Origin of the sequence: Dyadobacter sp. CY327, from assembly GCF_021390415.1 — a bacterium.
GTDB lineage: Bacteria > Bacteroidota > Bacteroidia > Cytophagales > Spirosomataceae > Dyadobacter > Dyadobacter chenhuakuii.
In genome coordinates, this window is record NZ_JAJUXJ010000007.1 from 1163075 (window position 1) to 1178394 (window position 15320).

Sequence of the window (15320 nt, forward strand, 5' to 3'; positions counted from 1 at the left end):
CAAACTTAATTCGGTCTTTCAGGTTTCTTAGCACTGAAACCCGGCTCTCCGTGAAACCATTTGGCGCCTTGTCCGGTGAGCCACAGATAGTGATCCGTTTTCAGATCCGCCTCTATCCCTACGAATTTCCCGCCTGCATTTTCGGGCAATTCACCTTCACGCCGGCATTTGAAAATCGCCGTTCCTTCATCCACCTCGTCGAACATTGCCACGTACAACGCCTCGGCGCCCGAAAGCTTTGCACCTGCAATCTGTTGCCATAAGAAGTCCCCTTTTCCGCGGGGGATCTCGTTATAGAGCGATTTGTCGTTCTTCAAATTACCCCAGCTAAAACCAGGAAAAACGAGCGGCGCGTAATCCACATTGTTGGCCTTGCACCAGGCGATGTCGGCCGGTAAATTAGGTCCCGCAACGCTCGTATACGTGGATGCATTGTAGCGCCCAACTGCCCAGGGCATCACCACATCCACGCTTTTTACAACTGTATGCAGCAAAGTGGAATTTTCCGTATCCTTGCCCAGACTTCTCCAGTAATAAGGCACGCCCAGCAAGATTGAAGCCTTTTTGGTCGGCCCTTTTACTTTTTCAACGAGTTTTTGAATATCTGCAATGGTGTACTTGCGCCCGTCATTGAATCCCACGCCCCAGATCGCCAGCAAAGGCCGGCCGTTATGGCGCAGATATTGCGGATTTTCTTTGTTATCAAAAAGCTTAAATGTGCTTTGCAGCTCCTCCCAATCTTTTACGATAAAATCCATATCCGCAGATGTAGAGCCGCTCAGATCGTACATAATGCTGATCGCCCTGCCATATTTTTTGGAAGCTTTCAATGCATTGGCCAGCACTTTATTAAAATGCTTTTTGCCGCTCTCGCCCTTCACTTCCGACACAAACCGCTGCATATAAACGCCTTCAATGCCATGCTCCTTCATCCACTTGAAATGCAGGTCGACGCTCTCTTCATCGTATGGGCTGTAAATCGGCGCTGTTTCACCGTTTTTGTATTTAAAGGCGGTCTTATACGTTTTAGGATAGTCGCTTACATCCGGCCAAAAGTCGATAGAAGTGGAACCTGGCTCGAACTTGCCACCTTTTTGGTAATGGTGCCAGCCGCGGCCAGCACCATCACCTTCGGCAGTAAACCAGCCCTGGTAACCGGCCATTACCAGTCCTTTGTAGCTCTTAAAAAGCACACCGGTTTCATCATACTTAACTTCCTCAATTGGTTTAGGATCAACAGGTTGCTTAACACCATCCGAACCATTACATCCGAATGAAAGAAAAGGCAAGAGTAAAAGGAATCGAAAAAACTTCATGGTTAAAGGTTTAGTTTAAAATCTTAGTATTGGATGAATTAAAATATTATTAAGCCGATGGATTGAAAAATCATCAAGCCGATGGATTCAAATATTATCAAGCTGATGGATTCAATATCATCAAGCCGATGGATTGAAATCCATCGCAAATAAATGGTCGAGCCTGATGGCTCTTTTCTGCCCAAAGCAGGTTTCTGCCCATAAGAGCCGTCAGGCTCGAAAGACACCCTAACCCTGGATTTTAATCCAGGGCTTTAAAGATCATCAAGCCGATGGATTGAAATCCATCGCAAGAAATGGTCGAGCTGACGGCTCTTTTCTGCCCAAAGCAGGTTCCTCCCCAAAAGAGCCGTCAGGCTCGAAAGGCACCCTAACCCTGGATTTTAATCCAGGGACACCACACCTGACAGCTTTCATCCCGCACATCCTGACAGCTCTCATCTCGCACAGCCTAACAGCGCTCATCTCGCACAGCCCAACAGCTCTCATCTCTCCATCACAAAGCAATCCGCACCGCCTTCGCATAGTTAAACTTGGATTCCGGGGCATCAATAATCGCTCCGACCCGGAAAAAATATTGGTTACCTGTTTTCAAGTTGTTGCTGTTCGAAGGAATATCAATTTCCAGCTTGTACACCTTATTCGGATCCGTCACACCATTGATCTCCGTTTCTGACAAAACAGTCCGCATAGGCTCCCCCACCGACGGTTCAGGATGTGCATAAAGACCAATTTTCCGCACATTGTTGATTACGGTCTGTTGAATTTTGAACGTCGCGATCACCTTGGATCCAGACTTTTCGATTTTCGCATCTTTCAATCGAATGTAAGGCTGCACTTTAAAATCAAGCTGGGTTTCTCCAGCAACGGTCACTTCCTGCGGCTCCGTAGGAACGAAGTTTCCGCGCACCGGTGTAATGGTGTATTGATTCGCGAAGATCAGGTTGTTACGGTATGTCCCATCATTTTTGACGAGCATAACTTGCTTTGTCTGAGAAGCATAACCGTGCTCAATGTATTCAATCGTGCTGCCGCGAATGATGTCCTGCTCCACCGGCTCATTGGTTTCCGCATCCAGGAAAGTTCCGTAAAGCTGCGCATCCGGCGCAGGGTAATTGTCTATTTTACAGCCCGCTGCAAAGAGCATTAATGCCAGCGCGCTTACGTATATCTGTGATTTCACAATTTTTGCGATTTTAGTTTAATGTTTTAATTTATAATCAGATGACTGGCTGAACGGCCTAATACTGCGGATTTTGTACCAATCCATTCGCACCGATACCCGGAACATAGCGGTAATAGTTCTTGTAATCGAATGTTGCCGGGTTTAGCCTTGCAATGTTCTGACGGATGAAAATGTATTTTGCAGGCGTAACACGCAGATCCAGCACCGGAACAAGCGCATGGCGTACCCGGTTGTTGAATAGCGTATGATATTCACGCCTTCTGATCAAATCCCAGAAACGTTTGTTCTCAAAAGCCAGCTCAACCCTTCTTTCCCGGATCACATTATCGATCGTTAAAGGAATGTCTTTGGTATGGCCTGCCCGGCGGCGAATGTCATTCAATGCCTGTGCCCCTTTTGTCGCCGTTCCGGTGCCGCTTTCAACGATGGCTTCTGCGTAATTCAGCAGGATTTCGGCATAACGGAAGTCTGCCCAGTCAGAAACGGTCTGATTCCAGCCCGGCGCAACATTCACGCCCTCATTCAAAAATTTCTTGAAGCTTACGCCTGTGCGGGTGTTATTTCCTCCCCAGGTATCGAAGCCGGAATATTGTGTCCTGTCGGCTGCACCGTATGGATAAATTGTCGCGCTACCAACCTTGATTGGTTCACCGCCAAACAGCTGTGCGCTGCCGTCCGGTTTGATGAAACCCGCCTGAATGATAATCTTCTGGCCTTTCCAGGCAGTTCCCGGCAGTATAGCCGTTGCCCATAAGCGTGCATCCTTATCTTTATAAATTCCAGCAGGATCGTCGTAACGTTTGTAATTCTTGGCAGGATCAAAACCATTGTAATCGCTCACATCATTGCCCGCAACGGTCGTGGTAACCGGTGCACTTTGTCCTGGATTTGTATAACTTTCATAAGCATCGATCAGGTCCAGCGTCGGATTCATGCGGCCTGGGTGCGGCCATCCGTTAGCGGTCTGGTTGGGCTGAAACCAGATGCCGTAATTATGTCCCGTTCCTGAACCTGGACGTGCGTAACCTTTGATGAAAATAGCTTCCGTAGGCGCAATGTTCGGATCTTCGAAAAGCTTGCGATAGTTTTCAGCCGCTTCTTCAGGACTGGCAGGTGAAGGCTTATAAAGCGCAAATTTACCCGATGAGATAATCGCCTCAGAAGCTTTGATGGCAGCCTTATAGTACTCCGCAGCAGCCGATTTTTCCAATCCAACCAGTTTCTGATCCACCGCAGTGCCGGAAATTGGTGCCCTATCTCCATATTTTGCCAGCGAAGCAGCGTGCAATGCAGCCCTGGATTTGAGTGCATAAGCAACCCATTTCGTAGCACGCCTCTCACCGCCAGGCCATGAATCGGCCAGGTTTGCAATGGCTATATCACATTCTTTTAAGACAAAATCCCACGTCTCTTTTTCTGTGCTGCGCGGCACTTTCAGCGCTTCCACATCGCCTTCATATTTCTGAACCGCCGTAATCAAAGGAACGCCGCCGTATCGTTTTACCAATGCAAAATAGGCATATGCACGAATGAATGCACTTTCGCCCACAAGTGCTTTGGTCTCGTCTTCGCTCACATCCAATGTAGGGATAATGTCAATCAGGATATTGGTGTCGCGGATGAGCTTATAACCCTGGTCCCACCATTGAAAATCATCATTACCGATAAAATCCCCGAACTCCGTGTGAACCGCTTCGTCGGTGATCATAGCAGGTGCAAATCCACCATTGTTCGGGTCGCCTGTATTCCAGTTGAAACCCTGTCTGAAAAACGTAAAATCCTCGATAGGCAATTGATAATACAAATTCGCCATGTATAATTTGACCCCTTCCGGATTGGAAAAGAGGTTTTCTCCCTGCAATTTATCCAATGGCTGCTTGTCGAGCACATTGTCGCAGCTAATGGCCGTTAGCAGCACAAGGAGCATGAATATATGTTTGGTCAATTTCATTATTTCAGCTGTTAGAATGTAACATTAATACCAAAGTTGTAGCTTCTGGTTACAGGATAGGTAAGCCCCGCGCCAAACAACCCTTCAATTTTTTCAGGATCAAATGGCTTCACGAATGGATCGGCCCAGGTGAAAATGTTGTGCGCATTTCCGTAGATCCGCACGTCATCGATACCGATCTTTTTAAGCCATGCCAGATTGAAAGTGTAACCAAGCTGCGCGCTTTTAAACCGCAGATAAGAAGCATCTTTCCGCCACGCCGAGCTTTCTGCATACATCGCTCCGACATTATAATTGAAACGCGAAGCAGGCCATTTTCCTGGAATCCATTCATTATCACCATCCAGATGCCATCTGTCATAAAAATATTCTGGCGTGTTGCCGCGGAAGGCAAACACCTCAGCATATACTTCGCGGAAACGCACGCTGTATTTTCCCGATCCCTGGAACAATGCTTTGAAGTCAAAACCTTTCCAGGAAGCATTCAATGTCACACCGTAGTACATTTTCGGATCGCCGCCAAAGAACAAAGGCAATGCATCATTCCCATCGATCATGCCGTTTCCGTCCACATCTTTGTATTTAAAATCACCCGGAAGTTCACGTGTGTTACCCAGGTCGCCATTCTGAATCGGCGCATAAATCACCTCATCTTTGTTCTGGAACTGGCCTTCTAACTGATAAGCCCATACGACGTCGTTCCAGCGGTTGGTTGTTCCTGTTTTCCATTTATCCATGCTATTCAGGAAATCACCTCTTTCCACGTAACGGTTCATGGTGCGGGCAAAGTTGAAATTCCCCGAAATGCCATATTTGAAATCGCGGATCTGACCATTGTAAGCTGCTGAAAACTCAATGCCTTGCACCCGGTCGCTGTTCAGGTTTTCGTCTGGTAATGTTCCGCCGAATGTGTTGGGCAATGAAACATTCCTTCTGGCCAGCAAGCCTTTGCGGTCGCGTTGGTAAACATCAAAAGTCAGGTCGATGCGGTTGTCCCAAAGCCCGATGTCTATGCCGACGTCCTTGATTTTCGATTTGAACCAGGTTAGTTGTTCGTTAACAATGGCGGGTGAAGCGGCTCCGGTTGTGTAGTTGCCGTTGGTAAACTCATATCCGCCTCCGCCCGTGAGCGAGAAGCCGGGCACATACTGGAAGGGCGCGCCTGCATCGGCGCCTACAAGCCCGTAAGAACCTCTCAGTTTAAGATTGGAGATCAATGGAATCTTGTCCATAAATTGTTCTTCGGAAACCCGCCAGCCTGCTGAAACTACCGGGAATAATCCCCAGCGACGATCCGGGTGGTAGCGGTAAGAACCGTCACAGCGCGCCGCAACTTCAAGCAGATATTTTTCTTTAAAATCGTAGTTCAATCTTCCTACAAACGATTGGCTCGCATATTCGCTTTCTGAGCCGCTGGTCGTCTGGTTGTTAAGCCCCGCCTGGTCAATCTGGTCATTGGTATAAAAAGCATATTCCCTTCCTAATCCCGCCCAGCGGTTTTTGGATTCCTGTTGTTCGTAAACCAATGTTGCCCCTACATTGTGGTTCTTGGCGATTACTGTGTTGTAAAACAACTGTCCCTGAAATGTGACGCGGTTGTTATCTGAAAAATTATTGCCAATGCGTGAAGGATTCCGTTGCAAATGCGCCGTGTATTTATCCGTCGCTGCATCGTAAGTGTACAGGTTATAGCTTTTTGAGACTGATTTATTCCGGTAATTGTTGCTGTCGTAAGCTACCAATCCCTTCAATTTCAATCCCGGAACAAACGGAACCGAATACGTTAATGCAAAGGTCGACTGGAAAAATTTGTTCGCTTCTTCATTGTAGCCGGTCAGGTCGCCGTCTGCAAGCGCAACGGGATTATAGCCACCGCTCAGCAACGAAGGATATTTTGGATTGTCATTGGCATAAGGCCGCTCTGTCGCCAGTGCGATCCTTGTTCCTTTGTAAATATTGAAAAAGTTGTCCCCAGGCTGATCTCTTTTGTCAAATAGCCCGGAAAGGATCAGGTCTGCTTTCAGGTTTTGGGTAAGATCAATGCCCACATTCGCCCGGAAAGTGTACTTTTTGTAACCCATATCCTTGCTTTTCAAAAGACCATTTTCATTTTGAAAACCGAAACTCGTAAAATACGTCACAGCCCCTTCCCCACCCGAAGCAGACAAGAAATGTTGCTGCTGTGAAGCTGATTTGTTCAAAACTGTCTTATACCAGTCTGTTCCTTCATAACCAGGTGCTCCCGATCTGAACTTTTCAATTTCTTCTGCCGTATAAACCGGCGTTTCGCCCAGGTTTCTGGCAGCATCATTCCGCATTTCCGCCCATTGTAATGCAGAAGTCATTTGCGGAACATCCGTAGGACTCTGGCGTCCGTAAACCGCGTTATAGCTGAACTTAGGCTTGCCCTTACTGCCTTTCTTGGTTGTTACGATTACGACACCATTACCCGCCCGTATCCCGAAAATCGCAGCAGAAGCATCCTTTAACACAGAAATGCTTTCGATATCATCCGGATTGATCTTTTGGAATTCGTAACCGCCGTCACGCGCTACGCCGTCCACCACATAAAGCGGCTCCCCAAACCCACGGATGTTAATGCTCGTGCTGAATGAGCCAGGTTCGCCCGAATTCTGACGGATCTGCACACCAGCCACTTTTCCCTGCAAGCTCTGCGCAAGACTCGTATGCGTGGTGGTTTTAATGTCTTCGGAAACAATGTTGGAGATTGCACCAGTGAGCGTTTGTTTACGCTGCGTTCCGTATCCCACAACCACCACTTCCTGTAAGTCGTCCGTACTAGGTTCCAGTCTGATCTGAAAATTCGTTTGGCTTCCCACCACAATTTCCTGGCGCTTATAACCCAGAAAGCTCACGATGAGCACGGAGCCTGATCTTGGAACGCTCAATGAAAAACGGCCATCTGCGTCGGTTGTAGTTCCTTTTGCGGTGCCTTGCAAAACAATGCTCGCGCCAGGGATCGCGCTGTTTTTTTCATCCCTGATTTCACCGGAAATGTTGGTTTCCTGCGCCAGCGCCATGTGCCCCGCCAGCAGTGTGACAGCGAATGCCAGGCAGCATTGCAAGAGGTATTTCTGGAAGCTTCGCAATACTTCCCGTTTTAATAAAAGTTGATTTTCCATAAAGTCATTTAAAGTCGGTGACAGCAATTCAAGTGTAGCAGGTTGGCCAAACCATGGGTCAAAGTAAAGCGGGGCTTATTAAGAAAAGATTAATAAAAGATTAACCAAACCTTACCTGGCAACTTTTTTATCTAATTATTAAATAAAATAATCCAATAATTAAGACTGCCGGGAATTTACCGTTCAGAAACTCGGTTGCAACTTCTCGGCGCTTTCTATTTCCAGTTATGCTCATAGCATATAGCTTTGTACAAAAAGATCTTATTTGTATGCAGAATCTAAAAATTGCTACGGCCCAGTTTGAAAACAAAAGCGGTGACAAGGCCTACAATCTGCTCGCTATCGACAGGCTGGCGGAGAAAGCAGCAGCCGACGGCGCGCAGGTTATCGCTTTTCACGAATGTTCCGTGACTGGCTACACATTCGCCAGAAAGCTCGATCGCGAGCAACTCACCGAACTTGCCGAGCCCATTCCCGACGGGCCCAGCATTACGAAACTCATAGAAATTGCTGCCAGACATAACATTGCCGTACTGGCCGGACTTTTTGAGAAAGACGAAGCGGGAAATCTTTTCAAGGCATACGTTTGCGTGGACAAAACAGGTTTGATCGCCAAATTCAGAAAACTGCACCCGTTCATCAACAGCAACCTTACGCCGGGCAGCGAATACGTTGTGTTCGATTTGTATGGCTGGAAATGCGGGATACTGATTTGCTACGATAATAACATTGTCGAAAATGTGCGTGCTACTGCATTGCTTGGCGCGGACATTATCTTCATGCCGCACGTGACCATGATGACACCCTCCACCCGCCCCGGCGCTGGCTTTGCCGATCCGGCTTTATGGGAAAAAAGGCACGAAGATCCGACCGCGCTCCGGCTGGAATTTGACGGCTTGAAAGGGCGTGCCTGGCTTATGAAATGGCTGCCGGCCAGAGCTTATGACAACGGGATTTATGCCATATTCTCAAATCCGATCGGGATGGACGACGATCAGCTCAAAAACGGCTGCTCTATGATCCTGGACCCATTTGGCGACATTATAGCAGAATGCAGAACACTTGGCGATGACATCGCGATCGCCACATGCACACCGGAGAAACTGACCCAGGCGGGCGGTCACCGTTACAGAATGGCACGCCGTCCAGAACTGTACAGCGACGTCATCGGCGCAGATCATGCTTCCAGTCAAAAAGTAGTCTGGCTAACGTGATTGCTTACCAAGGGATTTTATATTAATTGGTATTATAATTAAACATCCAGATGATGTCAAACTGATCCTGGACCACACCGAAAAGCACGTCGGTGGGTTCAGGATTTAGTGCGTAAATAACCTTACCGTCAACAGCAAGCTTGGAGAAGCAACGGATGATCTCCTGCTGATCATCAAATAACAATGCGATAGAAATATCATTATCAGCAACAAACACGTGCCCACCCATGAAATCAGTGGCCATGATAGTAAACTCCACAGTCGTAAGCATTGCATGCATAACCTGATGCTGCATGTCATCCGGAAACTCTATGGAGTAAGGCGTGTCGCCGATCGTTTCGAGCGTGAGTTTCCCACCAAAGCACTCCTTATAAAAGTGCATTGCTTCCTTGCAATTACCATTGAATGTCAGATAGGGAGAGATACGCGTCGCCATTTTCAAACCAGAGTCGGTGCCTAAACAAAAATACCGCCCAGCCGCCACAAGCAACAGGGATTATACGACAAATCGCAGGGTGTTTTGCGACAATTCTGGTTTAAGTCCATAGCTGGAATTTAACAGTCTGTCAATATGTTAAAATGGATATCGATTTTTTCAGATAAACTGAAAAATGTTAACTTGCTGCCTTTATCACTCTATTTCACATCACTATGACAATACAGGAAAAAATAGATAAGGACGTGGCCTGGGTTTCCCGGAGCAGCTCCATGCAGGCAAAACTGCTCGATTTCCTTCAAAGCCTCAAAATCCAGACTTCACCGATAAGGAATGTAGAGCGCGTCTTGTCTCATGCCGGAACAGTCGACGATTCCGCGGCGAACGAGGTTACCCAAATAATCAATGCAGAATTCGGCAAGATTGATGGGGAATGGCATTAAGCAGGGTTGCAATCGACACAAACGTCGCAATTGAAGCGCTTAATGGTAATTCTTCGACAATCACAACATTGGGAAGGTTTGATCTGATCTATCTGCCAGTCATGGTATGTGGAGAACTGCTCTATGGTGCCAGGAATTCAAGCCGCGTACATTATAATCTTCCGCGATACGAATCATTTATCTCGGACTGTGAAGTTCTTGATGCTCAGGAGCCTGTTGCAAGCGAATACTCAAAAATCAAGAAACATTTGCGGGATAACGGCTGCCCGATTCCCGAAAATGACATCTGGATAGCCGCTATTTGTAGTTTTTATAATATCCCGTTATTCACAAGGGATGCACATTTCGAATCCATTCCGGTTTTGAAAAGATTGTAGGACAAAAAAAGCCAGAAGTCTCTGTAAAGGACTCCTGGCTTTTTCGAAGATATAACCTTTTACTTTATCGAATACCAATCCCTAAGCCTCACATCGATTTTCTTATCACCAGCGTTCACCAGCTTTTTGAAAGCTTCGGTGTCGCTTAGGCCGTTTTGGCCACGGTAGTGGTAAGGATAGACGATTTTTGGTTTGAAATCCAGGACTGCGGAGGCAGCTTCTGGCACGTCCATAGTGTAGGGAAGGTTCATGCAGACGAATGCCAGGTCAATGTTCTTTAACGCGCGCATTTCCGGGATTCCGGCTGTGTCACCGCTGATATAGACCGTTTTATCGCCAAATTTCAATACATAACCATTGCCGCGGCCTTTGGTATGCTTTGCATCCGCTGATTCGGGAAGGTTATACATAGGAATAGCCATGATAGAAATATCCAGTTTGCTGATTGTCTGACCGTTATTAACTTCAACGGCTTTGGCTTTCAGCTTGTCCGACATCATATCAATGACCGCTTTCGGTGCTACGATGATGGCTTTGCTCAGGTCCAGAGAATCCAATGTTTTGGGATCGAAATGGTCGCCGTGAATGTCTGAAATCAGGACAAGATCGGGTGCAGCAATGCCTTTGAATGTTTTCGTGCCGCCATATGGATCCACATAAATTGTCTTTCCGGCCCAGGTCAGCGACATCGTGGCGTGGTTGAGCGGCTGTATTTTCAGGGGGCCTTTCGACGTCGACAGATCATCGGTCGCAGGAAGTTGTGCCCATAAAGGAGCCGAAATCAGTAAAAATAAGAGTGCAAATGTTGCTTTCATTTTATATCAGTTTGTTTGTTCAAAGTTAACTTTTTGTAATTACTTCCTGACTTTTTATATTGTTTACATTAGTATCAAAAACACCTATTCCGAACAAATGAAGATGCATACAACTAATTACTTCGACACATTCATCCAAGTCGCCGAAGACAGCCAGGCAAAGGCGGGCGAAGTGCCGCCAACAAAGGGGACCGAAAAATCTGTCGCCAACATTCAGTTTGAAATCATCAGCACCCATCCCTATCAATACACATCCGACGACGTGATCTTCCAGACTTACGCCGTTCGCCAGGGTCTGGACGAGGCGGAGCTTGAAGCAGAGCGCGAAAAATTCTTTTCCAAGGGCCAGCCCTGCCTGAGAGCCTCACCACTCACGAAGCGATACGGCTGGGGCGTCCACAGCAACGCCGAAGCAAAAGTTGCGTTATACGGCCTGGAATCAAAAGAATATAACAAACTCTCCTCCGACGAAAAGCTAAAAACCGTAAAAGCCATGCGCTCGAAGCGAGCTTAGGGATTTGGAAATAGAAAATTTCTTAGTTGCCTGTGACCATTGTGAAAACTTACGTCTAAAGATTTGAAATAAAGAATTAAAGATGTAATTTTGTTCACTAATAGTAAACTTTCCTATGTTTAATATTATCGCACGCAAAACGCTTTTAGCATATTGCGTCACGTATCCGCAGGCTTCCAATGCATTAAGAGAATGGTATGAGGAAATCGTCAACGCGGAATTTAGCAGTTTTCAGGAATTAAAAGCGGTGTTTGCTAAGGCAAGCTTGGTTGGAGATGATCGGGTCGTTTTTAATATAATGGGTAATCATTACCGGCTCGTTGTCAGAATTGTATTTGAATATAAGACGATCCAGATCAAATGGTTTGGAAGCCATTCGGAATATGATAAGGTGGACGTGAAATCAATAAAATATAAACCTTAAACAAATGGAATTAAAACTGATAAAAAATGATGCGGAGTATGAGCTGATGCTTGAATGGATCGACGGGCAGTTTGACAAGAAACCGCATCCTGAAAGCAAGGAAGGAAATAACCTTCAAATCGCTTTGCTATTGATCAAAGCGTATGAAGATGTGCATTACAAAATCCCCTCTCCTGACCCGATCGAAGCAATCAAGCTTAAGATGGATGAAAAAGGGCTGAAAAGTAAAGATCTGGTGGATTGGGTTGGCAGCAAAAGCTATGTTTCGGCCATACTGAACCGGAAAAAACCTTTGACCTTGAAATTGGCCAAGTTATTTCATGAGAAGCTCGGAATTCCTGCACAGGTGCTTCTTGGATAGTCCAGCCAACACTTACCATCCGCTCCGCGTCGGAGCAAGCCTCTCACTTGATTTCAGCTGCAATCACTTTTTTTTCGGCGCGGTTGATGCCGTAGATGATTTGCTTGCCCTTTATCCAATGGTCCATGGCGATGCCTTGACCGTGCATTGGTGCGGGGAGCGTACGGACGTGTTCGAGCGTGAATCCGGACTTCGGGAGGCGCATGACGTAAAGGTCCTGCTCGTCGTGACCTGTGCAATAGAGCAATCCGTCTTCGCCCCAGGCGCCGCCTGAATTACTTTTTGGCGTAAAAAGCGCTATGATATGCTTGGGGAAGACCCAGGATTCAAGCTGGCGCCATTCGGGATCGAATTTTACGACCGCTGTCCAGCGGGTGTCCCTGCCTTCGCTGGCTTCTTTTCCGGAATAATGTGCAAACCCACACCACCAAAGGCCATCTCTCTGATCTATCCATGTCAAGGAGCCGTGCTGAGCGATGCCAAAGCTATGGTTACCAATGTGTTGCATTGACTTCACATCGAAGATCTCAATGGAGCTGGCCATCGGAATTTCAGGGTAATTTGTGTTGGCGCAATACATTTTCCCTTTAATGACCACGCCGCTGTTTAAATGTTTGATGCCTTCTTTTGAACCGTCCCAGACAGCAACTTGCTTGCCGTCAGATTTGGTATGTTTGGTTATGGTGCTGTTGTTTATGACATAAAAATGATCTGCATCAACGGCAACGGCCTGCTTTGCTTCGGTTACCTGAAATGACCGGATTTCAGTTACACTTTGGGAAAAACAATATGAGGAAGAAAGACTGCTGACTGAAAGCCAGAGCCAAAACGGCGCGCTGCGTAAGATCATGAGGTTAGGATATATTTGATCAATAAAATTAGTCAAATATATGTGCTAACAAATTACCTTATTGTGATATCTCCTGAATGATTACTGCTGGACTTTCGCCAAAGCAGGTGCTTTGTATGTGTACACGGTGTAAGGGAAAATGTAATGCGCAACCAGCTTGGAAATAAGGCTGGCCACCACAATAGGGACAAAAAGCATATAGTTGTCAGCGATGGCACAAACCAGGAAAATTGCAGTGAAGGGTGCGTGAATGCTGCCGCTCAGCACCGCCGCCATGCCGATGACCATGAAATTGACAGCGATCAGATTGAGACCGAAAAAATGGTTTAAGACCGTACAAACAATCAATCCAAGGAACGCGCCAATGAATAAGCTGGGTGCGAAAACCCCGCCATCGCCCCCGGCGCCTAATGTTATGGAGGTTGCGAGCGGTTTCAAAAGCAAGATCAGCAACAATGGTAAAATGGTTGACATTGCAGTGTCCGGTGTGAGTTTCAAGAGGCTATTGATCCCGGCATAACCTTCGCCATATAAGCTGGGAAAGAAGAAAACAAGCAACGAAATCAGCAACGAACCAGCCAGGATTTTAGTGAGGTCATTGTTCAAAGAGCTGAAAAAGCGTTTGAAAAAGAGGACACTTTTTGTCAGATACACCGAATTAAATCCAGCGATAACCCCGAGCAATATAAAGTAAGGCAAGGCGTAGCCATTCCAAACGGAGACATTGAAACTGAATATTTGTTTGAAAAAGAAATAGCGGGTTAACAGGTAAGAAACCAGCACGGCCGTAATAACGCTGGCTGTATGCAGCTTGCTTTTTCTTTTGGTAAAAACTTCAAATGCAAACAAAAAACCCGCAATAGGCGCATTGAACAATGCTGTAACGCCCGCGGCCAGGCCCGAACAAACGAGATCGGTCCTGTATTTTTTGAGATAACTCACTTTGCGACTCGATAATGCGCCTACCGACGCCGTAGCAACGACTGTGGAAACCTCGATGCCAGTTGATCCGCCGAAAATGACTGTCAGGAATCCGTTAAAATAATGGGAAGGGACCTTGTATGCGGGAAGCGTATTTCCATTTTTATTGATCGTGTCCAAAACCTCTTTGATGCCTTTATTGGCCTTATTCCGGAAAAGAAATCGCCTGAGCAAATGGATCGTTGTGATGCCGATCAGTGGCAAAACAAAAATGAGATAGGTGTTTTCATGGATCTTTTCAAGCAAATTCTCCTCGTAATGTTCCGTGATCACTTTAAGCGTATCTGCGATCAATGCGGATATTACACCTGTAAATGCGGCGGCAATTAACACTCCGACGACTCTCTGGCCTTTCTTTACGTGATAAGATTTCTGGTCCATGCTACATTATACAAGCGCCCCATCTCGATTTTGGTTCCTGAAAATAATATGCATTTGCCTGAATGTTATAGCAATCAATGTCTCGCAGAGGCGGTCTCCTGACGATATCGGTCCTTTAAAAGATTCATCATGTATACATTAATGTCCCACTGGCTCGCCACGGGCGTTTGTGCGTATGGTATCGACGGCATGTAAGGTGAAGGGCCGAATTCGGTGGTGACGGTGAGCTGCGACTGCTTTGCGTGATGCGAAGCAACCACCTGGTCCCACCATTGCAAATGTGTTTCAAGCGTTTCTGCCCATTCGGGTGCGCGGGGGTCATTTACCTGCGGCCCTTCGGCGTGCCCTACCCTGCTGTGAACGTGATCCGTATGCGCGATTGCCAATGCAACTGCTTCCACCTGATCTTCCAACAGCGATTCGTGCACGTTGCACCAGTGCGAAATGTCCAGCGTGATGCGCAAATCCGGGATTTGTGAAAGATATCCGTGCGTAATGTGCGCGGCGTATAAACTTTTTCCACGATGCGTTTCATGAATAATAGGAATGCCGGATTCTGCTGCAAGTGAAGCAGCCAGATCAAAAAGCCGCTTGTTATGATCAAAAGGAAAGTAATCTTTTCCGGTCTGGCAGTTGATAAAAACCGGCCTGGCTGCGATCAGGTTTCGAAGATATTTTTCATAACTAGCCGCATGCGCATCAATGTCCCGCTCAAATGACTGCCAATACTGACCAATCAGTTCGAGACCATGCTTGGCCAGCGCTTCCAGGATTACGTCCGTTTCTTCCCGGTCAAAAGGCAGGGCCATCTCAACGCCGTCGTAACCTGCTGATTTCACATGGCTGCAAAAAGCGTCAAAAGGCAGGGTGTTGCCCCATTGCGGCGCATAGAACTTGATTTTCATCTCTTGTGTACTGTAAATGTTAT

General features: G+C 46.8%; 15 protein-coding genes. 6 read left to right on the forward strand and 9 right to left on the reverse strand.

What is annotated here, in order from left to right; translation table 11 throughout:
* Window positions 1-5 precede the first annotated feature (5 nt).
* The 4 genes from LZG74_RS21230 to LZG74_RS21245 form a co-directional block, all read right to left on the reverse strand.
* Window positions 6-1316 carry a glycoside hydrolase family 71/99-like protein gene (locus LZG74_RS21230; RefSeq protein WP_233798496.1) on the reverse strand — a complete coding sequence of 437 codons (1311 nt, stop codon included), beginning with the start codon at window positions 1314-1316 and terminating at the stop codon, window positions 6-8.
* A gap of 496 nt (window positions 1317-1812) precedes the next feature.
* On the reverse strand, window positions 1813-2499 hold the full coding sequence (locus LZG74_RS21235) for a DUF3823 domain-containing protein (RefSeq protein ID WP_233798497.1): 687 nt from the start codon (window positions 2497-2499) through the stop codon (window positions 1813-1815).
* Window positions 2500-2557: 58 nt separating this feature from the next.
* Window positions 2558-4453 (reverse strand): RagB/SusD family nutrient uptake outer membrane protein, encoded by a 1896-nt coding sequence (locus tag LZG74_RS21240; protein WP_233798498.1) that lies wholly within the window; start codon window positions 4451-4453, stop codon window positions 2558-2560.
* Window positions 4454-4464: 11 nt separating this feature from the next.
* Window positions 4465-7596, reverse strand: coding sequence for a TonB-dependent receptor (locus tag LZG74_RS21245; protein ID WP_233798499.1), 3132 nt, complete (start codon window positions 7594-7596; stop codon window positions 4465-4467).
* 269 nt (window positions 7597-7865) lie between these two features.
* Between LZG74_RS21245 and LZG74_RS21250 the strand changes: the two genes are divergently transcribed.
* On the forward strand, window positions 7866-8810 hold the full coding sequence (locus LZG74_RS21250; RefSeq protein WP_233798500.1) for a nitrilase family protein: 945 nt from the start codon (window positions 7866-7868) through the stop codon (window positions 8808-8810).
* A 22-nt stretch (window positions 8811-8832) separates the two neighbouring features.
* Here the strand turns inward: LZG74_RS21250 and LZG74_RS21255 are convergent, their stop codons facing one another.
* Entirely contained in the window at window positions 8833-9246 is a 414-nt protein-coding gene (locus LZG74_RS21255) for a VOC family protein (protein WP_233798501.1), read from the reverse strand.
* 215 nt (window positions 9247-9461) lie between these two features.
* On the opposite strand from LZG74_RS21255, the gene LZG74_RS21260 reads away from it, so the two are divergent.
* Both LZG74_RS21260 and LZG74_RS21265 read left to right on the forward strand, forming a co-directional pair.
* Entirely contained in the window at window positions 9462-9689 is a 228-nt protein-coding gene (locus tag LZG74_RS21260; RefSeq protein ID WP_233798502.1) for a hypothetical protein, read from the forward strand.
* On the forward strand, window positions 9680-10066 hold the full coding sequence (locus LZG74_RS21265; protein ID WP_233798503.1) for a type II toxin-antitoxin system VapC family toxin: 387 nt from the start codon (window positions 9680-9682) through the stop codon (window positions 10064-10066). Before LZG74_RS21260 ends, LZG74_RS21265 begins: the two co-directional genes overlap by 10 nt.
* 59 nt (window positions 10067-10125) lie before the next feature.
* Here the strand turns inward: LZG74_RS21265 and LZG74_RS21270 are convergent, their stop codons facing one another.
* Complete coding sequence (locus LZG74_RS21270) at window positions 10126-10881, reverse strand: MBL fold metallo-hydrolase (protein WP_233798504.1); 756 nt, start codon at window positions 10879-10881, stop codon at window positions 10126-10128.
* A gap of 97 nt (window positions 10882-10978) precedes the next feature.
* Between LZG74_RS21270 and LZG74_RS21275 the strand changes: the two genes are divergently transcribed.
* The 3 genes from LZG74_RS21275 to LZG74_RS21285 all read left to right on the forward strand — a co-directional run bounded on the left by LZG74_RS21275 (window position 10979) and on the right by LZG74_RS21285 (window position 12180).
* On the forward strand, window positions 10979-11395 hold the full coding sequence (locus LZG74_RS21275; RefSeq protein WP_233798505.1) for a DUF6157 family protein: 417 nt from the start codon (window positions 10979-10981) through the stop codon (window positions 11393-11395).
* Between the two features lie 115 nt (window positions 11396-11510).
* Window positions 11511-11819, forward strand: a complete 309-nt coding sequence (locus LZG74_RS21280; protein WP_233798506.1) for a type II toxin-antitoxin system HigB family toxin — start codon at window positions 11511-11513, stop codon at window positions 11817-11819.
* Window positions 11820-11823: 4 nt separating this feature from the next.
* Window positions 11824-12180 (forward strand): type II toxin-antitoxin system HigA family antitoxin, encoded by a 357-nt coding sequence (locus LZG74_RS21285; RefSeq protein ID WP_233798507.1) that lies wholly within the window; start codon window positions 11824-11826, stop codon window positions 12178-12180.
* A gap of 43 nt (window positions 12181-12223) precedes the next feature.
* On the opposite strand, the gene LZG74_RS21290 is transcribed toward LZG74_RS21285, so the two are convergent.
* From LZG74_RS21290 to LZG74_RS21300, 3 genes are all read right to left on the reverse strand, one after another.
* Window positions 12224-13030 carry a hypothetical protein gene (locus LZG74_RS21290; RefSeq protein WP_233798508.1) on the reverse strand — a complete coding sequence of 269 codons (807 nt, stop codon included), beginning with the start codon at window positions 13028-13030 and terminating at the stop codon, window positions 12224-12226.
* A gap of 81 nt (window positions 13031-13111) precedes the next feature.
* A complete protein-coding gene (locus LZG74_RS21295; RefSeq protein ID WP_233798509.1) occupies window positions 13112-14392 on the reverse strand; it encodes a chloride channel protein in 1281 nt (426 codons plus the stop codon).
* Between the two features lie 74 nt (window positions 14393-14466).
* On the reverse strand, window positions 14467-15297 hold the full coding sequence (locus tag LZG74_RS21300) for a sugar phosphate isomerase/epimerase (RefSeq protein WP_233798510.1): 831 nt from the start codon (window positions 15295-15297) through the stop codon (window positions 14467-14469).
* Window positions 15298-15320: the final 23 nt, after the last annotated feature.